The organism is Pseudoduganella sp. OTU4001, assembly GCF_038440195.1.
Lineage (GTDB): Bacteria > Pseudomonadota > Gammaproteobacteria > Burkholderiales > Burkholderiaceae_D > Rugamonas.
In genome coordinates this window covers 39,093-60,957 of the sequence record NZ_JASATG010000031.1, presented here as the reverse complement: position 1 = coordinate 60,957, position 21,865 = coordinate 39,093, and the positions used below count along the sequence as shown (strand labels likewise).

The following is a 21,865-nucleotide window of genomic DNA, read 5'->3' as shown; positions in this document are numbered from 1 at the left end:
CAGGAAGACGATGCGGCGCGCTTTGCGCGGCTGGTGGTGGAAGCCTGCTGCGCTTGAAAGGCGAAAAAAAAGGCCCGCATCAGCGGGCCCGGAATTCTATTTCCTTGGAGGAGAATAGAGGAGACAGGTGAATGATGCTGCATTGCGGAAACTAAATCCAATTTTCATTCATGATGAGAGAAATAAGCTTCATGAATGAAGTAATAATGTCCGAAAGACAACGGTAAAATGCGCTGGACAAGTGGGAAACACCCACTTATAATTCTGCCTCCTTGCACAGGGAACTGTGCTGGAAGAGCCGGAAACGCTGGTTTCGCCTCGGAAAGTTGAGCAGTAAGTAAGCTTTCCAAAACGAAATTCATGCGATATAATCCTGCTTCTTAAGCGGCTGTAGCTCAGCTGGATAGAGTACTTGGCTACGAACCAAGGGGTCGTGGGTTCGATTCCTGCCAGCCGCGCCAGAATTTAGTAAGTGTAGTAAGGCAGTTAGTTGTTAGTATTAATAACTGACTGTTATAATGAAGTTTTTGCGGCTGTAGCTCAGCTGGATAGAGTACTTGGCTACGAACCAAGGGGTCGTGGGTTCGATTCCTGCCAGCCGCGCCAGAATTTCAGTAGTACCCCATCGTCGTCGGGCGGTGGTTGATGTAAGTTTTGCGGCTGTAGCTCAGCTGGATAGAGTACTTGGCTACGAACCAAGGGGTCGTGGGTTCGATTCCTGCCAGCCGCGCCAAACAAAAAGGGGCCATACCGGAAGGTGTGGACCCTTTTTCCTTTTCTGCGGATGTGGCGCGGGCGGCATATACTAGGCATATGAACAAGCTCATTTATGTCGCCGCCGCCGCGGCCATGCTGGTTGCCGCCGATGCCGCGACCGCCGCTCCCGCCACCGTGAATTTTGTCGCCGTCGACAAGATGAGCGACGTGCCGCACAGCCTGCGCGACCGCGAGGACATGGAATTCCTGTTCCGCGAACACCTCAGCAAGCTGGCCGGCAAGCTGCCGGACGGGCAGGTGCTGAAAGTCGATTTCCTCGATATCGACCTGGCCGGCGAAGAATTTCCGCGCGTCGCGATCCGGGACGTCCGCGTCATGAAAGGTCAGGCCGACTGGCCGCGCCTGCATTTCCGCTACAGCATCGAGCAGGACGGCCGCGTCATCAGCAGCGGCGAGCGCAAGCTGGCGAATATGGCCTACCTGATGACCCGCAACCGCTACGAGCGCGACATGTACGGGCACGAAAAGCAGATGCTGGACGACTGGTTCAACAAAGACATCCTCCACCGCCGCTGATGCGCATCAAATCCTGCGTTAATATGCAGGCATGACACTCATCACTTGCATCGAAGACCTGCGCCTGCTGGCCAAGCGCCGTGTGCCGCGCATGTTTTATGACTATGCCGACTCCGGCTCCTGGACCGAATCCACCTACCGCGCCAACGAATCCGACTTCCAGAAGCTGAAGTTCCGCCAGCGCGTGGCGGTCGATATGAACAACCGTTCCCTGCGCACCACCATGGTGGGCCAGGAGGTGGCGATGCCGGTGGCGATTGCGCCGACCGGCCTGACCGGCATGCAGCATGCCGACGGCGAAATCCTGGCCGCGCGCGCGGCGGAGAAATTCGGCATCCCGTTCACGCTGTCGACCATGAGCATCTGCTCGATCGAGGACGTGGCGGCGCATACCAGCAAGCCGTTCTGGTTCCAGCTGTACGTGATGAAGGACCGCGATTTCATCGAGCGCCTGATCGACCGCGCAAAGGCCGCGCGCTGCTCGGCGCTGGTGCTGACGCTGGACCTGCAGGTGCTGGGGCAGCGCCACAAGGACTTGCGCAACGGCCTGTCGGCGCCGCCGCGCCTGACCATCGCGAACATGCTGAACATGGCGACCAAGCCGCGCTGGTGCCTTGGCATGCTGGGCACGCAGCGCCGCAGCTTCGGCAATATCGTGGGACACGCGAAATCGGTGTCCGACATGTCGTCGCTGTCGTCGTGGACCAGCCAGCAGTTCGACCCTGGCCTGTCCTGGAACGACGTGGAGTGGATCAAGAACCGCTGGGGCGGCAAGCTGATCATCAAAGGCATCATGGATGCGGAGGATGCGCGGCTGGCCGCCAATTCCGGCGCCGACGCCCTGATCGTCTCCAACCACGGTGGCCGCCAGCTCGATGGCGCGCCATCCTCGATTGCCGCGCTGCCCGGCATTGTCGATGCCGTCGGCCGGCAGATCGAAGTGCATATGGACGGCGGCGTACGCTCCGGCCAGGACGTGCTGCGCGCGGTGGCGCTGGGTGCGCGCGGGGTGTATATCGGCCGTCCCTTCCTGTACGGCCTGGGTGCGATGGGCGAGGCAGGCGTCACGCGCTGCCTCGACATCATCCGCAATGAACTGGATATCTCGATGGCCTTCTGCGGCAAGCGCGATATCCAGCAGGTCACTCGGGAGATCCTCCTGCCTTGAACACCAGGCCGGCCAGGAGCTTGCACAGTTCGTCGTAAAAGTTATCCATTTGCGTTTCCTTTCTGCTAAAGGTCGAGGTAGACGCATTGTGAACTGATTCGTTTTTGGGATAAATGCTTATAATTGAATTAAGTATCCCAAAAATGGAGCAATGAATGGATGTGCTGCACCATATGCGCCTGTTCGTCGAGGTGGCCAAGCGCAAGAGCTTCCGCGCCGCCGCCGAGGCGCTGGACATGTCGAATTCCACGCTGTCGCGCAATATCGCCGAACTGGAGAAAACCATCGGCCTGCGCCTGCTGCACCGCTCGACCCGCAAGGTGGAGCTGACCGAAGCCGGCGAAGCCTATTTCAAGCGCTGCCAGGGCATTGTGGAGGAGGCCATGAGTGCCCACGAAGCGCTGCTGGACTGGTCGGAAAAGCCGGCCGGCATCCTGCGCGTCACCATGACCTCCAGTTTCGGTGTCGGCTACCTGACGCCGGTGCTGCAGGAGTTCGCCGACATGTATCCCTGCATCAAGTTTGACTTCGACGTGTCCCCGCGCGCGGTCGACCTGCAATCCGAACCGTTTGACGTCGCCATCCGCATGGGTCCCCCGCCGACCGCGCCGTCAACCCTGGTGGTGCGGCGCATTGCGATGATGCCGCGCTACCTGTACGCATCGCCGGTGTACCTGGCGCGCATGCCGCCTCTGGAGCATGCTTGCGACCTGGTGCAGCACACGCTGTGCGGCCGCTCCTTTTCCAGCCGCCAGGCCGATATCTGGCGCAAGATGTACCGCGGGGAAGAAACGGTGGAGGTGGCGGCCCAGGCGCGCTATGCCACCAACAGCGCCTCGCTCAGCATGTCGATGGCGGCCAATGGCCTCTGTATTTCAGCCCTCGATCCCCTGATGGCCAAGCAGGAAGTGCAGGCCGGCCGTCTGCAGCGCGTGCTTACGGACTGGCATATGGAGCCGGTGCTGGTGCATGCGCTGACCGAGACGCGCCATTTGCCGGCGCGCACGCGGCTATTCATCGACTTCCTGCGCCAGCGCCTGGGCGCGGCGTAGGCGCTGGGCGGAGCGTGGCTCCGACTCGTGAGGTGCTTGCAACTTAAAGAAACGCCCGACTGTAATGCTGTTTTGCATAGGTGATTGATTTTTCGGACAGCTTACGGCTTGCCATGCCGTTCCGGATTTTCTGGCGCATGCCATTTCAAATGCTCACGTCAAGGACGATATCGTCAAATTGGTTATGAGATGCTGGCCGGTAAAGCCGAATGACCGTGTTGACGCTGACGAGCAAGGGAGTGAAAGCAAGTCCATCATCAGTGCCAGCTAGTTTCCGCTGAATCGTCGGCGTGACTATTTTGCAGATGAGAATCCCAAGGTAGACGGAAATTCAGTACTTGGCAGTCCAGTGCGAGATGTGCACGTTCGGTGATCCGCCGCATTGGATCCTACGGCCGAAGCTTTTTAAAACAGGCTAGCGCACTCCTCTGGCGATTAATGATTGCGCATAATCGGCGGCATCGCGCCTCAAACGGGAGGACTCACAATGATCTGCTGTGTCAGTTCACATCCACCACGCCCAATGCGACGAGTCGTGCTCACCCTTCCCGCAGAAGGTCACTCGCGTCCCATCATCATCTTGTAGTGCGGCTCGTGGCCCATCCGGGTAAAGACTTGCTCGAAGACAGCCAGGTAAGCGTCGATGGCGCCGGGCTCTAGCGAAACGAAAAGATCGTCCATCACAAAATGCGACCCGTCGTTCACCCATGAAAAAAGAGAAGCGCAAATCATTTTCTCGCGACCTTCGAATTTCTCGCAAATCGTTTTAGGGTCGATGCCGCCAAAAATCTTGAAGTAGTTCTCTACGATGCGTCGCAGCGTGTTCTGGATCGTGAAGCTGTTCTTCGGCTCTCGGCGCAGCTCGGCCCACAGCAGTTCATAGGAGGTCTTGATTGGGTTGTCTGGTTGAGCTTCCAGGCGCGATCCTGCGGAGGTCTTGCGCACAACCCAGAAGGTCTCCTCTTTCATGGCCTTGTCGCGACGATCCGGGTTGAACGTGACTTCTTTGTGAAAATAGACATTGTGCGTCAGGACAAAAACCTGTTTGATCTGACCGCCCGCACGGACTTCCTCGAAAACCGATTTGATGAGACTGCTCACGATGAACAGAATATCGGCATCCAGGCTAGACACCGGGTCGTCGAACACCACTACACGATCGATGGAAATGCCGCTCTCCGACTCGCTACCTTTGAGCAGGTGATAGAAATACAGGAAGGTGACGAAGGACTTCTCGCCTTCGCTAAGGGTCTCCTGAGCATCGTCTCCGTTTTCTCGGGCGAGCTTGTAATGATTTCCTTCGGCCTGAGCCAGCGTGAAGGAGTGGAAGCCGAAAGACTTGAGCAAAGCGTTGATCGCGGCGATGGTTGGCAGGATGCTTGTCGCACTTTTTTCAAGCGCCTTAAGCTCCGCTTCGGCTTGCCTTTTTTCTTCCGACTTTCTCGTGATTTGTTCCGTCAAGCTGTCGATCGCGCGTTGAACGCTGACGCTCTTGCGTGCATACTCCGCCAAGTCGTCCTTGAGGTCCACGTCGATGAGGTGTTTCCATACCTGTCCGGTGAGCTTTTGCTTCTCTTGCGCGAAGTTGCGGAGCAGCGCGTTGCGCTTGCCAACCTCCACGTTAGCCGTCGTGACGAGCGCGCGCGCATCCTCCACTAGCTCCCGCGTGGATTGCAGTGTCACGCTGAGGCTGGGCTCAGCCGCCTTGCGTTCCAGAAGCAGCGTGTTGGCCGACAATGTGGCTTCAATGGCTGCGCGGGTGACGGCAAACTTCTCCTGATCCAGAAATTTGCAGGCGCTGTTCGTGACAGCTTGCAATTGGACTTGGAGGCGAACGGACTCGATGGCGTAATCAGAGTGCAGCTTCGCGATCGCAGCCGTATCTTCGGTAAAGGACTCGTCGAAATATTCTGCGATGCTCTGCTCAAAGCTTGCAAGCACTTTTTGTTGGCAGAAAGGGCAGTGGGCCTCATTGGCGGCGTAGAAGGGCAAGCCTTGCTTGATCCAGTCACTGTTCCCCAGCCGGTTGATCATCGCGGCGATATCCACATCCTGTTTGCCGACGACTTTTTTTCCGAGTATTTTTGAGCCTTCGAGCTTGAACAGGGCGTCGCCTCCCAGGGACGGGGCCGCGCTCTCCATGGTCGGTTGCCGTCCATAGATGGTCTCGGCTCGCTCAGTCAGGTCCGCCAACGTGGACAAGTCGGACGTATTCGATTTTTGCTGAGCGAGGACCTTGTCTTTGAAGTTCTCCTTTGACGTGCGAACCCCTTCGAACGCGGGGGCGAACGCCGCGTCGCGAGCAGTCTTTTGCTTCCAGCAGGCTTTGACCAGCTCAGCGTCGAGCGCCGCGAGCTCGCCTTTTTTGCCTGACAACTGGTCTGGTCCGCGCAACGTGTTGTTCAACCTGCCGATCTCAGTGGAGAGCGCGTCGATCCCTTTCTTCTTTTCTTCGATCGCGCGCTCGTTGTCCGCGTCTTTTTCGCCCAGTGTGAATATGCCTTTAACGCGGGCGGATGCGTTGAAGTTGCGGGCCACGAAGTCTCGGTTGTAAACCAGGGTCTGCAACTTCTGGTCCCGGACCCAATTCACCTTGCAGGAGCCAAACCCTGCGGGATCGTGAATTACACGGCTGATGGTGGTTTTGCCCACGCCGTTGGCGCCGAAGATGAAGTTCATCTTGCTCAGCGAGACCATCCTTTCGGGCGCTGAGGCGTAAGTGGCGGCGTTGGCCAGTTCAATGGATTCGATCATCTCGGCGTCTCTGTTATGGGCGGTTTGCCTGCTCAATTTACCGATAGTAGGGTACAGTAATGCGCAGACGCAATCTTAATTGGGCGCTGGCATTAACTAGTGAAATGAAACGAACAGAGGGCCAAGAAATATCGATGGAGAACGCCGCCAGGTTCGAGTTGAAGTTGACCACACAGAATTAACAATAGGACTTCAAGGAAAACGCGTCATAAGAGCACAAAGGCCCGTGCGACGGGCCTAAGTTAATAAGAAAGCTGGCATGGTGCTGGTTTAAACAAAACTGAGGTTGAAATGAGTAAGCTCCCTGAAGGTATTACTGCACAAGAAGTCCAAGCGATTGGCGAATTGGCGGCGAAGGTTGTTATACAGGTTTTCGAATCGGGAATCGCGTGGGACCACGCTGTGACCGCCCTCGGAATGGCGACTAAGTCGTTAGCTGTTGGGATGCCGTGGGAGGACCAAGCTAATCGGATCGATCACGCACAGAAGGCTTTCGGCATCGGTTTCAATCAGAAAGTACGCATTGCGTACGTTGACGTCAGTGGCCACCAGATCGAGATTGGTTCACCTGACGAAGCGAAGCAGAAGCTGACTGTTCCGGGTGCTCAGGCACGAATCGTCTTCGACTAATTTGGATCCGAAGACAATTATGAGCTTGAAAGACGAACTGGGGATCGCCCCAGAAAATGAATTGCGCCACGTGTTTTCGCGCACGAAAGGGACGTTGGGACAGACTGAGATCGATGAGTACGAGGAGGTAACTCCCGATGGCAAAGTGATCGCAAGGTACACCGTTACCGAGCATACGAACCTGCGTGGTCTCAATACGACAAGATCCATTCAAAAGCACTGACCGCCGGAAACGCGAATGATTCGCGTGCGACGAAAGGAAGGCCAAGGCCTTGCGCAAGCAAAACGCTCTCGGTTCAAACAAGACCACGGAAGGCTGTTGTGCGAAAACTGTAAGCTCGATCCTGTTGAGTTTTACCCCTCGAAGGAGAGGCTTGTATTGAAGTCCACCATAGTGAAACTCAGGTAAGCCAAATGGAACGGGGGCACAAGACTTCCCTCGACTCACTTCAATGTCTTTGCGCGAATTGCCATCGATTAGTGCATAGGCAGTTGAAGGGCGCATGAACCGTCCGTTGATTGCTCAATGTGCGCCCCACCGGCCAGCAAATGCCGCTGCACTGATCATCCGAAGCGGGGGGCAATGCGGGGCGAGGTGGGTTTGCCGCCTATGTAGTTGGGGTATAACGACCTGATACTTTTGGCCGGCAACGGGCTGCATGGCCGTTCGGAGAATGCCCGCTTGCCGGTTTTTCTGAGGATCCGAGGGTTCATGCGGTGGGAGACTGGAAAAAGAGCCTAGTTGGTTCTCACTCTGAATAAAGCCAGTTTCGCACCCTATTCGGAGGATTCACTATGCCCCAAGCAGCACAGTCTTGAAGCCCGGCCAGTACCGGCACCGTCTCCGCGTTACAAAAGCCACCAGCCGCGATCCGGAGCGCGATATGCTTGTCCTGCTGCTCGGCATCCATACTGGGACGTGTGTGTTCGAGATCGCCCAGATTGAGGCCGCCGATGTGCTGTTCCCGTACGGGCGATTCGGCCCGAGGTTTCGCTCTCAGCCGGGGTTACGAAAGGTTTGCGCCAGCGCTGCATCTACCCGACGAAACGTGAACTAGTCACAGCGATAAATGACTACCTTTCGGTGCGTGTCGCGCGCCGGTGGCGCACGAACGACGATCCGAACCGATATCGCGGCTTACGGCCCGACAGCACGCTGGCGCTTTGGCGCTGAGCGATCAAGGAACGCGAGTATGGCTCCAAAATCCATATGGTGGCGGCTGGGTGGCTCCCGACTACTTTGTATGGTTGGTGAATTCCCCTGCATCGCAGGAAATCCGGTAATCAAGGAAAATCGAGGAACACAGGCAGAGCGAATTGCCGCCGCTGCACTAAGAAAGCGGAAGACCGGCACGCAATCGCCGAAATCACCACGTCACGTTTAGCGCTAACATCAGTCCATCTTTTCCCGCTCCGCATTCACCGTCGCATTGACAGCACACTAGTCCTATAACTTGCTGGGTTATGCTGAACGGCTCGCTTTCCAGGACACTCTAGTGATTGCTATAAAATGTCGTCAAAACGATGGCCAAGTATGCAGCTCCAGCTAACAACGGAGCCCAGCGTTCAAAGCGCATTGAGCCCTTCTGTGAAAGTATGGGCTTGCGAAGCGTTGTACCAGCCAACCATTCGGACAACTCGGCCAGAAACTCTGGACTGCTGTACAGGTAGCTATGTCGTAATCCGGAATAGTTCGCAACATGTACGCCGATGGGCGTGCCATGCATGCCCGGCGGTGGCGCAATGCTGGCGCCAATGTCGAGTAGGAAATCAGTCCATATCGAATCCCTACCGAAGCCCAGTTTATGGCCGCGCACTAACCAAGGCCAGACGGCCGCAAAAACCACACACGCGAGGTACAACAAAATTACAACAGCAGACCCGTACGAGAGTTTTTCAACTGTAACATTATAAACTCGACGTAGAGATGGATTGAACTCACTGGCGATCGCCAGCGTCAAACCTACTACGATGTTCGATATGAGCCCGATAAAAAGGCAATAGCGTAGCAATAAGAGCGCATTATGTCCTAAGCCACCAAGTAGATGCAGCGACTTCAGCCCTAACCCGGCCTCATCGTACGACACGTATGCATAAATAAGAGGAACCTGCATCGGCGGCCGATTGTCCAACTGCTCGGCAATGCGCCTCTGCTTCTGACATAAGCTGATCGCCAACGGACCACCCATCCAGCGACGAACTGATTTCCAGCCTAGAAGTAGAATGGCCATCCCAGATATCGTCACCAAGCCACCAAACTGTCTTAATGGAGTAAATTGGCCGAATACTACAACGGTAAGCAGCACTAAAAATGGCGGGGCTAGCCACGAAAGAATTTGCATAGCATCCCGGATTTTTCGCCTTCTCACGGTGATAAATGGTGTCGCCATTGTAACTACGCCCGCGATTGTAGGAATCAGTGCGGGCCGCTGTCTGAGAGCATACAATACGACATTCCCTCCATGGCTGTGGGCGACAATAAGGTGCTTCTTGTCTGGCGCTAATTCCGAGAGCTGCGCCAAATGTGCAGCAAGTGCTTTGCCCGCTCCGACGCGATCCGCATGCGAATTCCCACCCGACCAGACGAAGGCATGGATCTCGGACTGCTCGCCAAGCTCCCTTCGAATGTGTTCATACAATGGAGAGCCGCGTTCCTTCCAATTAGCATCCGCGGCGAACGTGCCATGTACTAGTGTCACAATCACCTTCTCATTCAATAAGAACGCTGTTTCAAATGCGGACTCGGTGTGACTGGCCCAGTTAGCCTTCTCATAGGCGTCATGACGCTGGAGAACCACCATCTTCCATGCAATCCAAGCATTTATCTCGCTGAGGCAACCAGACAGAATCCCAAAAATCACGACGAGGCAGAACCCAGTGAATAGGCCCTGCCATAGAGCCCTACCGGATCCTGCTTCACTTGGCACGAACAGTGAGACTATCGCGCACGCCGGCATTATCCAGAGCACCCCGAGTATATAATCACGGCCTCGATAATGAAGGAGCGTGGTCGCTATTCCGACTAATACACCACACCAGACTATTAGAGGATTATGTCCGAATTTTTCTCCATCAACGCACAGAAGTATTACCCCACCTAAGGCACATGAAAGTCCAATCCAGACGGCAGGCTCAGGAGTTGTGACGTTGCGTCGGGATTTGCCTGGTTGTAGGCTCATAACAAACTCCACCGAGGCCGATGAATTCTCCAGAATAGCCACGCCCCATAAAAATTGCAAAGGGATTGCCCTAGAAAACTCGCGCGGTTACATCGAGTGAGAGCTGGTGACGGTACCCCAAAATTAGTACCGGGCTTAAGTAGAAATTCCCGGCTTCTGCCCGCCCTTGATTTTTATTGGAATGGCTTGCGTGGCCGTTTATCACATGGTGTAGATTTTCAGCCGCCTCCTATGCCCTCAACAATGCGGCCAGTGCCGCCACAGTTGGGGCAGGGCTTGCCGTCGGGTGTCTTGCCGCAGCCGCTGCACACGGGGCAGATGCCTTCGCCGCTGCCCGGCGTGCCGGGTGCCGCTTCGTCGCCGGGATTGAGGGTGGGCGGGGTGGTGATCTGGTTCATGGTGGCGTCCTCCTTGCTGCAGGCTGACACGCGCCGGACTATGTGTCCGTTGGCTGGCTAACGGATTACAATGGCTGCATCACCCAACAGGAGAATGCGTCATGGCCACCCTGATCAGGCATCGCAAGACCCGCATCATCACCCTGGAAGCGGGCGATGACTTGCATGAGCATTGCAAGCCGAAGGATATCGCCCTGGTGCCGGACCCGGCCGGATGGTGGACCTACTTCATCGGCGAAGACGGCTCGGTCGAGCGTTACGACATCCCGTTTGCCACCTACAACGAAGCGCTGTGGTCGGCCAAGGCCGCCGCCGAATTCGACGCCCAGTAATCAGCCGACCCGGTTGGCCGGCTGCCCAGCGGCAAAGGCCTCGATATTGTCGATCAGCTGGTCAGCCAGGCCTTGCATGGCTTGCCCGCTAGCCCAGGCCGAATGCGGCGTCAGAAGGAAGTTCGGCAGCCGTAGTTGCAGCAGCGGATTGTCCGGCATAGGCGGCTCTTTGGACAGCACGTCGAACCCGGCGCCTGCAATCACCCCACGCCGCAAGGCGTCCGCCAGCGCCGCCTCATCCACCAGGCCGCCGCGTGCGGTATTCACCAGGATGCTGTCAGGCTTCATGCGCGCCAGTTCAGCCGCGCCGATGATATTGCGTGTGGCATCCGTCAGCGGCGCATGCAGGCTCAGCACGTCCGACGTCGCCAGCAGCTCGTCCCAGCCCACATTGCGCACGTCCGGATCGTCGGTCGGCGTGCGCGTATGCACCACCACCTCCATGCCGAACGCCCGCCCCAGGTGCGCCACCTGCTTGCCCAGCGCGCCGTAGCCAAACAAGCCAAGCCTGCTGCCATGCAGGTCGCGGATCGGATGGTGGAACAGGCAGAAACGCGGCGACTCCTGCCACATGCCCGCCTCAACATCGGCGCGATAAGCCAGCAACTGGCGGCGCAGCGCCAGGATCAGCGCAAAGGTATGCTCCGGCACCGCCGCGTGGGCATAGCCGCGGATATTGGACACCACGATGCCACGCTCGCGCGCCGCCGCCAGGTCGACGTTGTCGGTGCCGGTAGCGGCAATTGCAATCATCTTCAGCTCGGGCAGCGCCGCCAGCGCATCGGCGCGCAGCGGTACCTTATTGCTGATCGCAATAGTCGCGCCTTGCAGGCGTTCGACCGCTTCGGCGGCGGTGGAGGCAGGGTACTCAGCCCACTCATGGGCAAAGCCAGGCCGCCGGATATCGGCGATGATGCTGTCGCGGTCCAGGAATACGATACGTTCAGTCATACGGTCAATTCCACAGGCAGTTGCGCTGCCAGAGGGCGCAAGCGCATATTCGGATGCCCGGCCATCAGGTCCGCCACCCATTCAACAAATACCCGCACTTTGGCCGACAAGTGCCGGTTCTGCGGGTACACCACGTGGATTGGCAGCGGATCGGTCACCCAATCCTCCAGCACCCGCACCAGGCGGCCGCCGGCGCCGCGGCTGGCCAGCTGCACATCCGTCATCATGATGATGCCCAGTCCCGCCAGCCCGGCCTGGATATAGGAGTTGGAATCGTTCAGCGCCACCCGGCCTGGCAGCGTCATTTCGATGCGTTCGCCGTCGCGCGTGTAATCCCAGGGATAGACCCGGCCCGACTTGGACGAGAAATAGTTGATGCAGAGGTGGCGCTCCAGCTCGCGCGGGTGGCTTGGGGTGCCGTAGCGTTCCAGGTAGGAAGGCGCCGCGCAGGTGACAAAATTCAGCATGCCAACGCGCCGTGCAATCAGGCTGGAATCGCTCAATTGGCCACCCCGCACTGCACAATCGACACCTTCCTCGATCAAATCGATGACGCGGTCGGTGCTGCTCAATTCCAGCTGGATATCCGGGTATTGCTCAAAGAAGGAGGGCAGGGACGGCACCAGCAACTCGGCCGACAAGCCGGTCGGCGCATCGACCCGCAGCCGGCCGCTCGGATTCAAACGGCTGCGCGACAGCGACTCCTCGGCATCCTTCACGTCCGCCAGGATGCGCAGGCACCTCTCATAGTAGGCCGCACCGTCCGCCGTCACGGAAACCTGGCGCGTGGTCCGGTGCAGCAGCTTGACCGACAGCGCGGTTTCCAGGCTGGCCACCAGGGTGGAAACCGTGGCCTTGGGCAGCTGCAGGTTTTCCGACGCACGCGTGAAGCCGCCAGTGTCGACCACCTGCACAAAGACTTCCATTGCTTGGAGCTTATTCATCAGTTCCGCCTCATTGTTCGAGATTCTGAACAATCAATTCAACATTAATGTATTTTTCTTATTCTAGTTGAAGTTTATTATTACCGTATTGCAGCATAAAAAAGCGCTTGACCCTCCCGCGATGGGAAAGTTTACAGTGGCTTTAGTTTCAAATGAAAGGAGCAATCATGACTAACCGAGATGGATTCTTTGCAATGGTATCGCTGGCCCTGGCCGCGGTGGCCCTGGCGGGTGTCCTGTATACCGACGAGTTCTCGCACGGCGCCCAGGTAGGTTTCGGCGCCCACCCGGCAACCGCGTCGGCCATGCTGGCATCGGCCAACACGGAGGCGGCTAAATGACCGCGCAAACCCCGGCGGACCTGCAAATCCGCGAACTGGAAGTCCGCGGCGCCCAGGGCCCGCTGTCCGCACGTCTTTACCTGGCCGGGAATTCGTCCGCCAAGCGCGATGCGCTGATCGTCTTCTTCCATGGTGGCGGCTTCGTAGCCGGCGACCTGGAGGAGGCGGACGAATTCCTGCGCCACCTGGTAACGTGCAATCCCGGCCACGTGATCCTGGCCACCAATTACACCCTGGCGACTGTCAGCCCGTTCCCGGCGGCGGTCGAAGATGCGCATGCAGTCCTGGCCTGGGCCAAGAAGAACAAGGCCAAGCTGTCCTGGAGCGGCAAGCTGCTGCTGACCGCCGGCATTGAGGCTGGCGCCAACCTGGCGGCCGTGTCGACCCTGATGGCGCGCGACCGGGGCGGCCCGGCCTTGGCCGGCCAGATCCTGATCATGCCGATGCTTGATCCGGGCTTGTCCACCTGTTCGATGCGCGATTTGCCGAACTGCCCGGACCAGATGAAGGTCGCCAATACCTGTGCCGCGGCCTATCGCGGCTACCTGCCGAATGCCGCCGACCGCGCCCACCCATACGCGTCGCCGCTGCAATCGAGCCGCCTGAAGAATTTACCGCCGGCCCTGATCCTGTCGGCCGAGGACGACCCGTTACGGGATGAAGCAGAACAATACGGGGCGAAATTGATCGCCTGCGGAGTCAAAACCACAGTCAGACGCATGCCACCGGCCCCACTGCAGGAGCCGGGAGCCAGGAATGAATGCGCGTGCAGGAGCTTTGCGCTGAAAGAGATGGCTGGATTTATTAGTTCCATCGACGGGACGGAAACCCCGGCGGCGTAAAGCAGTTTCCTTAAAACAGAAGTACCGAAAAAAAGTGCCTGCGAGGCACAGGGGCCCCTTTTTGCCTGAATTTTTCAACCGATTTTCACCCCCAAGAGGTTAACAATGAAAAAGATGAATCAAATATCCACTCTTGTGCGACCGCTGGTCGCTGCACTGGCCATGGGCGGGCTGGCAGCAGCCATCCTGTCCGGCTGCAACGCCAACAGCAAGCCGGCCGAAAGCCAGGCGCCTGCCGCCGGCGGTCCGCCGGTATCAGCTGCAGTCGTAGTGCAGAAGCCAATCGCAGAAACCCAGGAATTCTCGGGCCGTATCGAAGCCATCGACCGCGTGGAAATCCGTCCACGCGTCAGCGGCTTTATCACGGCGGTGAACTTCAAGCCGGGCAGTGAGGTGAAAAAAGGTGATGTGCTGTTCGTAATCGACGCACGTCCATTCCAGGCAGAAGCCAGCCGCGCCGAAGCCGCCGCCAATTCGGCGCGCGCCAAGGCCGACCTGGCCAAACTGGAACTGGCCCGCGCCGAACGCCTGCTGGCCGACAAGGCCATCGCACAGCGCGAATTCGACGAACGCGCGTCGGCACTGAAGGAACTGGACGCCAGCGCCCGCGCTGCCGCTTCCGCCGCCGATGCCGCGCGCCTGAACCTGTCCTATACCCAGGTAACTTCCCCGATCAACGGCCGTGTGTCGAAGGCAGAGATCACCCTCGGCAACCTGGTCGATCCGAACGCCGTGCTGACCAGCGTGGTGTCGGTCGACAAGATCTACGCCAGCTTCGACGGCGACGAAGACACCTACCTGCGCGTCGGCGGCCAGGCCCACAAAGGCCAGCCGGTCACCGTGAAGGTTGGCCTGGCCAACGAAGCCGGCTTCCCGCATGAGGGCAAGCTGGAATTCGTCGACAACCAGCTCGACACCCGCACCGGTTCCGTGCGCATGCGCGCCACCTTCGACAACAAGGACCGCGCCCTGGTGCCAGGCCTGTTCGCCCGCGTCCAGCTGGGCGGCGGCAATGCCACCCAGGACTCGCTGCTGATCAACGACCGCGCCGTGGGCACCGACCAGGACCGCAAGTTCGTGTTCGTGGTCGGCGCCGGCAACAAGGCGGAATACCGCCCAGTGGTGCTGGGCCCGAACGTGGATGGCCTGCGCGTGGTGCGCAGCGGCCTGAAAGCCGGCGAGAAGATCGTCGTCAACGGCCTGCAGCGCGTGCGCCCTGGTGCACCGATCACGCCCGAAATGGTTGATATGAAGTTTGACCCGCTGGCAGCCGCGCAGAAAGTCGCCGCCACCGAAGCCAAAACCTCCAAGGAATAATCCATGAATTTCTCTCGCTTCTTTGTCGATAAACCGATCTTCGCGGCGGTTCTATCGATCATTGTCTTCGTAGCGGGCTTGATCTCGATATTCAAGCTGCCCGTCTCCGAATACCCGGAAGTGGTGCCGCCATCGGTCGTGGTGCGCGCTGTCTACCCGGGCGCGAACCCGAAAGTGATTGCGGAAACCGTCGCCGCGCCGCTCGAAGAGCAGATCAACGGTGTCGAGAACATGCTGTACATGTCCTCCCAAAACACCTCCGATGGCGCGCTGATGCTGACCGTGACCTTCAAGATCGGCACCGACGTCGACAAGGCTGAAACCGCGGTGCAGAACCGCGTGCAGCGCGCCTTGCCACGCCTGCCGGAAGAGGTGCGCCAGATCGGCGTGACCACGGTGAAGTCTTCGCCTAACCTGACGATGGTGGTGCACCTGCTGTCGCCGAACGGCCGTTACGACGACCTGTACCTGCGCAACTACGGCGTGCTGAACGTGAAAGACCAGCTGGCCCGTATTCCAGGCATGGGCGACGTGCAGATCTTCGGCGCCGGCGACTACGCCATGCGCGTCTGGCTCGACCCGCAGAAGGTCGCTGGCCGCAATATGACCGCGTCCGACGTGGTCGATGCGATCCGCGAACAGAACGTGCAGGTGGCGGCCGGTGTTATCGGCGCTGCGCCATCCAAGTCGGCCGACTTCCAGCTGACCGTCAACACCCAGGGCCGCCTCAGCTCCGTCGAGGAATTCGGCGAGATTATCGTCAAGACCAATGATGACGGCGCGCTGACCCGCCTGAAAGACGTGGCCCGTATTGAAATGGGCTCCAACAGCTACTCGCTGCGCTCCCTGCTGAACAACAAGTCGGCGGTCGGTATCGGTATTTTCGAAGCACCGAACAGCAATGCGCTGGAACTGTCGGCCAATGTACGCGCCAAGATGGAAGAGCTGAAGAAGGACTTCCCGGAAGGCGTTTCCTACGACATCGTGTATGACCCGACCCAGTTCGTGCGCGAGTCGATCAAGTCCGTGATCCACACCCTGCTGGAAGCGGTGGCCCTGGTGGTGCTGGTGGTGATCATCTTCCTGCAAACCTGGCGCGCATCGATCATCCCGCTGCTGGCGGTGCCGGTGTCGATCGTCGGTACCTTCGCAGTGATGATCGGCTTCGGCTTCTCGATCAACACGCTGTCGCTGTTCGGCCTGGTGCTGGCCATCGGTATCGTGGTCGACGATGCGATTGTGGTGGTGGAGAACGTGGAGCGGAATATCGCCAACGGCCTGTCGGCCCGCGACGCGACCATCCAGGCCATGAAAGAAGTGTCCGGCCCGATCATCGCGATTGCGCTGGTGCTGTGCGCCGTGTTCGTGCCGATCGCCTTCGTGTCCGGCCTGACCGGCCAGTTCTACCGCCAGTTCGCGCTGACCATCGCCATTTCGACCGTTATTTCGGCATTCTGCTCGCTGACGCTGGCCCCGGCCCTGTCGGCAACGCTGCTGCGTCCGCATAACGCACCGAAAGACGCGCTGACCCGCGTGATGGACAAGCTGTTCGGCCGCTTCTTCAACTGGTTCAACAACTTCTTCAACCGCGCTTCGCACAGCTACGAAACCGGCGTGCAAGGCGTGTTGAAGCGCAAGTCCGCATCCATCGTGGTGTACCTGGTGCTGGCGGCTGCCGCAGGCATCATGTTCAAGGTGGTGCCGAACGGCTTCGTGCCGGCGCAGGACAAGCAGTACCTGGTGGGCTTCGCCCAGCTGCCGGATGCCGCATCGCTGGAGCGCACCGACCAGGTGATCCGCAAGATGTCCGACATCGCCAAGGAAATCCCAGGCGTGGACGCTTCGGTCGCCTTCCCGGGCCTGTCGATCAACGGCTTCACCAATGCACCGAACGCCGGTATCGTGTTCACCACGCTGAAGCCATTCCACGAGCGTACCGACCCGTCCCAATCGGGCGAGGCGATCGCCGCGGAAATCAACAAGCGCATGGGCGCCGTGCAGGACGCGTTCGTGATGGTGTTCCCGCCACCGCCAGTCAATGGCCTGGGCACCACCGGCGGCTTCAAGATGATGATCGAAGACCGCAATAACGCAGGCTACGATGAGCTGTACAAGACCATCCAGGCGATCCAGATGAAGGCATGGCAGGACAAGCGCCTGGCCGGTGTGTTCTCCAGCTTCCAGATCAACGTGCCGCAGCTGTTCGCGGACGTGGACCGCGCCAAAGCCAAGCAACTGGGCGTGCCGCTGCAGACCATCTACCAGACCTTGCAGATCAACCTTGGTTCGCTGTACGTGAACGACTTCAACCAGTTCGGCCGTACCTACCAGGTGCGCGTGCAGGCTGATGCCCCGTTCCGTTCGCAGGCCGAGCAGATCGCCCAGCTGAAAGTGCGCAACAACAAAGGCGAGATGATTCCGCTGTCGTCGCTGATGCGCGTGAAAGACAGCTATGGCCCGGACCGCGTGGAGCGCTACAACGCCTACGTATCGGCCGAGATCAACGGCGCTCCGGCGCCAGGCTTCTCGTCCGGCCAGGCACAGGCCGCGCTGGAAGCGATCGTCAAAGAGAACCTGCCGAAGGGCATGGGCTATGAATGGACCGAGCTGACTTACCAGGAGATCCTGGCTGGTAACACCATGATTTACGTGTTCCCGCTGTGCGTGCTGCTGGTGTTCCTGGTGCTGGCTGCCCAGTACGAAAGCTGGACCCTGCCGCTGGCCGTGATCCTGATCGTGCCGATGTCGATCCTGTGCGCACTGGTGGGCGTCAAGCTGACCGGCGGCGACAACAATGTGTTCACCCAGATCGCGCTCTTTGTGCTGGTCGGGTTGGCGTCAAAGAACGCGATCCTGATCGTGGAATTTGCGCGGGAACTGGAAGACCACGGCCGCACCATCCTGGAAGCCGCGCTGGAAGCTTGCCGCCTGCGTCTGCGCCCGATCCTGATGACGTCGATTGCCTTCATCATGGGTGTGGTGCCGCTGGTGTTCTCGGTCGGTGCCGGTGCAGAGATGCGCCACGCAATGGGTGTGGCGGTGTTTGCCGGCATGCTGGGCGTGACCTTCTTCGGCCTGTTCCTGACGCCGGTGTTCTACGTCCTGCTGCGCACCCTGGCCAAGCGCCTCGAAAAGAAAGCCCCGGCAGCCGACGCTGCCCCGCAACTGGAAGGGACCCACTAATATGAAAAGCATGATTGCGAAAGGCGTGGCGCCTTTGCTGGCAGCACTGCTGCTGACCGCGTGCGCCGCACCTGAATTCAAGCAACCACAAGTCGACACCCCGGTCGCCTTCAAGGAAGGGCAGGTGGTGACGGCGCCGGACGGCACGCGCTGGAAGCAGGCGCAGCCTGCCGAGCGCCAGCCGCGCGGCGAATGGTGGCTGGCCTTCAACGATTCGGCCTTGAATGAGCTGATCGCCGAGGCCACCCGTAACAACGCCAACCTGGCCGTGGCGGCCGCCCGCGTCAAGCAGGCACGCGCCATCGCCGGCATCGCCGAAGCGGACCGCATTCCGCAAGTCGGCGTGGGCATCGGCGCCCAGCGCTCCCGCGCTGGCGTCGAACAGCCGATCCAGACCGCCTATAACGCCTCGCTGAGCGCGAGTTATGAGGTGGACCTGTTCGGCCGCGTATCGAGCAATGTCTCGGCAGCGCGCGGCGACGCGGCACAGGTGGAAGCGAATTACCGCTCCGTCCTGCTGTCGCTGCAAGCCGACGTCGCCCAGACCTATTTCCGCCTGCGCGCCACGGACGCCGAATTGGCGACTGTGGAGCAGACGGTCCGTTTGCGCGAAGAGAGTGTCAAGGTTACCCAGCGTCGTTTCGACCTGGGCGACATTGGCGAATTCGATCTCTCGCGCGCCAAGACCGAGCTGGCAACCACCCGCGCTGAAGCCATCGGCCTGCAGCGCCGCCGCGCCACCACCGAGCACGCGCTGGCCGTTTTGCTGGGCAAGCCGGCAGCAGCCTACACGGCGGGCAACAGCCCGCTGCTGGATTCGTCCCTGCTGCCTGCGATCCCGGCCGGCCTGCCGTCCTCGCTGCTGGAGCGCCGCCCCGACATCGCCTCTGCGCAGAAGGCGATGGAAGCCTCCAACGCCCGCATCGGCGTTGCGCGTTCCGCCATGTTCCCGGCGCTGAACATCACCGCCAGCGGCGGCGGTGCGGCCGGCCACTTCAGCGACGTGTTCAAGTGGAGCAGCCGCTCCTGGGTGCTGGGCGCCTTGCTGTCGATGCCCTTGATCGACGGCGGCCGCAATAGCGCCAACGTCACGCGCAGCGATGCCGCGCTGGAAGAATCGGTCGCCGGCTACCGCCAGACCGTGCTGAGCGCCTTCGCCGAAGTGGAAGACAACCTGGCCGGCCTGCGCATCCTCGGCGGCCAGACCGCCCAGATCGACGACGCCTTGGTCTCGGCCCGCCGCTCGGCCGACCTGGCGCAGAAGCTGTACGACGCCGGCCGCTCCAGCTACCTCGACCTGCTGGACGCGCAGCGCAACCTGGCCGCGGTGGAACGCAACGCCGTGCAACTGCGCGGCGACCGCGCCGTGACCACCGTTGCGCTGATCCGCTCCCTGGGCGGCGACTGGAACTAATCCGTCATCACTGGTAAGCCCTTGACGGCGCACTGCACTTGCAGGCGCCGTCTTTTTTCGCTATGCTTGCGACAAATGTCACACAAAGGATAACATGGTCACATCCCAGTTGTTGGGCAGCATCCCCGGCCTCGTGCACGGCTTCGGCAGTGCAGAGTCGTTGATTCCCGTCGCGTTGGCCCCGGTCTGGGAGCAGCGCCCGATGAAGCGCCAGGTGCACGGCACCCGCGTCGAAGCCATCACCGCGCCCCAGCAGGAAGTCGGCGACGCCGACGGTTTCAGCACCAGCGTCCCCGGCATCCCGGTCAGCATCATCACCGCCGACTGCGTCCCGCTATTGCTGGCCCGCCGCGACGCCAGCCAGATCGCCGCCATCCACGCCGGCTGGCGCGGCCTCTACGACGGCATCATCCCCACCGCCATAGCCCAGCTCGTGTCAACCCTGGGGTCAGGCTCTTTGGTGGACACGAGCTCAGCCGTTGTGGCAGCGGTAGGCCCGACGATCTGCGCCGAATGCTATGAAGTCAGCGAAGAAATGGCTAACGACTTTGCGCGCCGCTTTGGCCCGTCCGCAGTGCCGTCTTATCGCCACCTCGACCTGCGCGCCATCGCCGAGCAGCAGCTGCGCGCGGCAGGCGTGCAGGAAATCGAACACGTCGGCGGCTGCACCTGCTGCAAGCGCGGTGCCGACGGCGAACCAATTTACCGCAGCTACCGGCGTGGCGACCGTGGGTCGCAAATGCACTCCGGCCTGTACATCACCCCCAAAGGAGAAAAATGAAGGTCATCGCATCCCTTATCCTGGCCGCTTTCGCGACCGTCGCCAACGCGCAGGACCGTGACTGGAGCGCGCCGCAGCAGCCGTTTACGATTTACGGCAATACGCACTACGTCGGTACTGCCGGCATCAGCGCCGTGCTGGTCACGTCGCCGCAGGGCCACATTCTGGTGGATGGCACAACCGCCAAGGGCGCGCAGGTGGTCGCAGCCAATATCCGCACGCTGGGCTATAAGCTGGAAGACGTCAAGTTCATCCTCAGCTCGCACTCGCACGAAGACCATGCAGGCGGCTTGTCGGCGCTGCAGAAGATGACCGGCGCCACGGTGCTGGGCGGGAAGGACAATGTGGAGACGCTGCGTACCGGCGTGTCGCCAAAGGTGGACCCGCAATTCGGCTCGCTGTCGAACTTCCCCGGTTCGGCCAAGGTCAACGCGGTCAGCGACGGCGAGGTGGTGAAGGCCGGCCCGCTGGCGGTGACCGCACATAGCACGCCGGGCCATACCGCAGGTGGCACCACCTGGAGCTGGCAATCGTGCGAGGGCGCGCAGTGCAAGACGGTGGTGTTCGTGGATAGCCTGACGGCGGTGTCGGCGGACAGCTATCGCTTCACCGACCATCCGGAGATCGTGGCGCAGCTGCGGGGCAGCATTGCCGCCGTGCAGAAGATGGCTTGCGATATCGCGATCGCCGCGCATCCGGAAGTGAATGATATGTGGGGACGCCAGCAGCGTGCGGCGAAGGAGGGAAGTGCGGCTTACGTTGATGCCAAGGGTTGCGGCGCCATCGCTGCGGCTGGCTTGAAACGCCTGGAAACCCGCTTGGCAAGCGAAAAGCGCTAAGGCGCCGGCCGCCCGCACTGCATGCCGTTTTGGAGGCGGCAGGCAGGCGGCGCGGTGCCGGCAGGGCAAAGCTTACTTGGTGGACTTCTTCACGTCGTAGCCGGCGTGCTTGGCCGAAGCGGCTGGCGTGGCGGGAGTGGCAGGCGTGGCAGGCGTGGCAGGCGTCGCCGGAGTGGCTTTGCCGGCTTTGTCAGCCGGGGTGGCTGGAGTGGCGGGGGTCGCAGGAGTCGCTGGCTTGGCGGCCGATGCTGCCGAGGCGGCGGAAGCCGCGGAAGCAGCCGATGCAGCGGAAGCAGCCGAAGCCGCGCTAGCGGCGTGCGAGGCCGAAGCGGCTGGCTTGGCGGCAGGGGCCGGAGCCTGGGCGAAAGCAGCGGTTACGAACAGGCCGGCGATCAGGGTGGCGATGGTCTTTTTCATGGTCAGGCTCCTTGGTAAAAATCGTATAAA

At 60.1% G+C, this 21,865-nt stretch carries 20 protein-coding genes and 3 tRNA genes; 17 read left to right on the top strand and 6 right to left on the bottom strand.

The window, feature by feature from the left end; genetic code table 11:
- Positions 1 to 384: 384 nt before the first annotated feature.
- The 6 genes from AAHE99_RS21740 (at position 385) to AAHE99_RS21715 (ending at position 3,513) form a co-directional block, all read left to right on the top strand.
- A tRNA-Arg gene (locus tag AAHE99_RS21740) sits at positions 385 to 461 on the top strand.
- Between the two features lie 68 nt (positions 462 to 529).
- Positions 530 to 606, top strand: a tRNA-Arg gene (locus tag AAHE99_RS21735).
- A gap of 50 nt (positions 607 to 656) precedes the next feature.
- A tRNA-Arg gene (locus tag AAHE99_RS21730) sits at positions 657 to 733 on the top strand.
- A gap of 80 nt (positions 734 to 813) precedes the next feature.
- The gene (locus AAHE99_RS21725) at positions 814 to 1,293 is read left to right on the top strand and encodes a DUF3016 domain-containing protein (protein ID WP_342119446.1); all 480 of its coding nucleotides are present in this window, start codon (positions 814 to 816) and stop codon (positions 1,291 to 1,293) included.
- 31 nt (positions 1,294 to 1,324) lie between these two features.
- Entirely contained in the window at positions 1,325 to 2,461 is a 1,137-nt protein-coding gene (locus tag AAHE99_RS21720) for an alpha-hydroxy acid oxidase (protein ID WP_342119445.1), read from the top strand.
- Between the two features lie 155 nt (positions 2,462 to 2,616).
- Positions 2,617 to 3,513 (top strand): LysR family transcriptional regulator, encoded by an 897-nt coding sequence (locus tag AAHE99_RS21715; protein ID WP_342119444.1) that lies wholly within the window; start codon positions 2,617 to 2,619, stop codon positions 3,511 to 3,513.
- A gap of 558 nt (positions 3,514 to 4,071) precedes the next feature.
- On the opposite strand, the gene AAHE99_RS21710 is transcribed toward AAHE99_RS21715, so the two are convergent.
- Positions 4,072 to 6,267 (bottom strand): AAA family ATPase, encoded by a 2,196-nt coding sequence (locus AAHE99_RS21710; RefSeq protein WP_342119443.1) that lies wholly within the window; start codon positions 6,265 to 6,267, stop codon positions 4,072 to 4,074.
- Positions 6,268 to 6,558: 291 nt separating this feature from the next.
- Between AAHE99_RS21710 and AAHE99_RS21705 the strand changes: the two genes are divergently transcribed.
- The 3 genes from AAHE99_RS21705 to AAHE99_RS26825 all read left to right on the top strand — a co-directional run bounded on the left by AAHE99_RS21705 (position 6,559) and on the right by AAHE99_RS26825 (position 7,404).
- Complete coding sequence (locus tag AAHE99_RS21705; RefSeq protein WP_342119442.1) at positions 6,559 to 6,897, top strand: hypothetical protein; 339 nt, start codon at positions 6,559 to 6,561, stop codon at positions 6,895 to 6,897.
- 19 nt (positions 6,898 to 6,916) lie between these two features.
- On the top strand, positions 6,917 to 7,120 hold the full coding sequence (locus AAHE99_RS21700) for a hypothetical protein (protein ID WP_342119441.1): 204 nt from the start codon (positions 6,917 to 6,919) through the stop codon (positions 7,118 to 7,120).
- Between the two features lie 155 nt (positions 7,121 to 7,275).
- Positions 7,276 to 7,404 carry an HNH endonuclease gene (locus tag AAHE99_RS26825; RefSeq protein WP_446728945.1) on the top strand — a complete coding sequence of 43 codons (129 nt, stop codon included), beginning with the start codon at positions 7,276 to 7,278 and terminating at the stop codon, positions 7,402 to 7,404.
- 986 nt (positions 7,405 to 8,390) lie between these two features.
- On the opposite strand, the gene AAHE99_RS21695 is transcribed toward AAHE99_RS26825, so the two are convergent.
- Together AAHE99_RS21695 and AAHE99_RS21690 are read right to left on the bottom strand one after the other, a co-directional pair.
- A complete protein-coding gene (locus AAHE99_RS21695) occupies positions 8,391 to 10,136 on the bottom strand; it encodes an esterase/lipase family protein (RefSeq protein WP_342119440.1) in 1,746 nt (581 codons plus the stop codon).
- Positions 10,137 to 10,294: 158 nt separating this feature from the next.
- Positions 10,295 to 10,504: a hypothetical protein gene (locus AAHE99_RS21690; RefSeq protein WP_342119439.1), complete on the bottom strand. Its 210-nt coding sequence runs from the start codon at positions 10,502 to 10,504 to the stop codon at positions 10,295 to 10,297.
- Between the two features lie 71 nt (positions 10,505 to 10,575).
- Between AAHE99_RS21690 and AAHE99_RS21685 the strand changes: the two genes are divergently transcribed.
- Entirely contained in the window at positions 10,576 to 10,806 is a 231-nt protein-coding gene (locus tag AAHE99_RS21685) for a hypothetical protein (RefSeq protein ID WP_342119438.1), read from the top strand.
- On the opposite strand, the gene AAHE99_RS21680 is transcribed toward AAHE99_RS21685, so the two are convergent.
- Entirely contained in the window at positions 10,807 to 11,757 is a 951-nt protein-coding gene (locus AAHE99_RS21680; protein WP_342119437.1) for a D-2-hydroxyacid dehydrogenase, read from the bottom strand.
- The gene (locus AAHE99_RS21675; protein ID WP_342119436.1) at positions 11,754 to 12,701 is read right to left on the bottom strand and encodes a LysR substrate-binding domain-containing protein; all 948 of its coding nucleotides are present in this window, start codon (positions 12,699 to 12,701) and stop codon (positions 11,754 to 11,756) included. Before AAHE99_RS21675 ends, AAHE99_RS21680 begins: the two co-directional genes overlap by 4 nt.
- Positions 12,702 to 12,868: 167 nt before the next feature.
- Between AAHE99_RS21675 and AAHE99_RS21670 the strand changes: the two genes are divergently transcribed.
- The 7 genes from AAHE99_RS21670 to blaSMB all read left to right on the top strand — a co-directional run bounded on the left by AAHE99_RS21670 (position 12,869) and on the right by blaSMB (position 21,418).
- Positions 12,869 to 13,042, top strand: a complete 174-nt coding sequence (locus AAHE99_RS21670; RefSeq protein WP_342119435.1) for a hypothetical protein — start codon at positions 12,869 to 12,871, stop codon at positions 13,040 to 13,042.
- On the top strand, positions 13,039 to 13,884 hold the full coding sequence (locus AAHE99_RS21665) for an alpha/beta hydrolase (RefSeq protein ID WP_342119434.1): 846 nt from the start codon (positions 13,039 to 13,041) through the stop codon (positions 13,882 to 13,884). The genes AAHE99_RS21670 and AAHE99_RS21665 overlap by 4 nt, the downstream gene beginning before the upstream one ends.
- A gap of 105 nt (positions 13,885 to 13,989) precedes the next feature.
- Positions 13,990 to 15,201 carry an efflux RND transporter periplasmic adaptor subunit gene (locus AAHE99_RS21660; RefSeq protein ID WP_342119433.1) on the top strand — a complete coding sequence of 404 codons (1,212 nt, stop codon included), beginning with the start codon at positions 13,990 to 13,992 and terminating at the stop codon, positions 15,199 to 15,201.
- Positions 15,202 to 15,204: 3 nt separating this feature from the next.
- Entirely contained in the window at positions 15,205 to 18,384 is a 3,180-nt protein-coding gene (locus tag AAHE99_RS21655) for an efflux RND transporter permease subunit (RefSeq protein ID WP_342119432.1), read from the top strand.
- 1 nt (position 18,385) lies between these two features.
- A complete protein-coding gene (locus AAHE99_RS21650) occupies positions 18,386 to 19,798 on the top strand; it encodes an efflux transporter outer membrane subunit (protein WP_342119431.1) in 1,413 nt (470 codons plus the stop codon).
- Positions 19,799 to 19,958: 160 nt separating this feature from the next.
- The gene (locus tag AAHE99_RS21645) at positions 19,959 to 20,579 is read left to right on the top strand and encodes a polyphenol oxidase family protein (protein ID WP_342119430.1); all 621 of its coding nucleotides are present in this window, start codon (positions 19,959 to 19,961) and stop codon (positions 20,577 to 20,579) included.
- Entirely contained in the window at positions 20,576 to 21,418 is an 843-nt protein-coding gene (gene blaSMB, locus AAHE99_RS21640) for an SMB-1 family subclass B3 metallo-beta-lactamase (RefSeq protein WP_342119429.1), read from the top strand. Before AAHE99_RS21645 ends, blaSMB begins: the two co-directional genes overlap by 4 nt.
- A gap of 72 nt (positions 21,419 to 21,490) precedes the next feature.
- Here the strand turns inward: blaSMB and AAHE99_RS21635 are convergent, their stop codons facing one another.
- Complete coding sequence (locus AAHE99_RS21635; RefSeq protein WP_342119428.1) at positions 21,491 to 21,835, bottom strand: hypothetical protein; 345 nt, start codon at positions 21,833 to 21,835, stop codon at positions 21,491 to 21,493.
- Between the last annotated feature and the right edge of the window lie 30 nt (positions 21,836 to 21,865).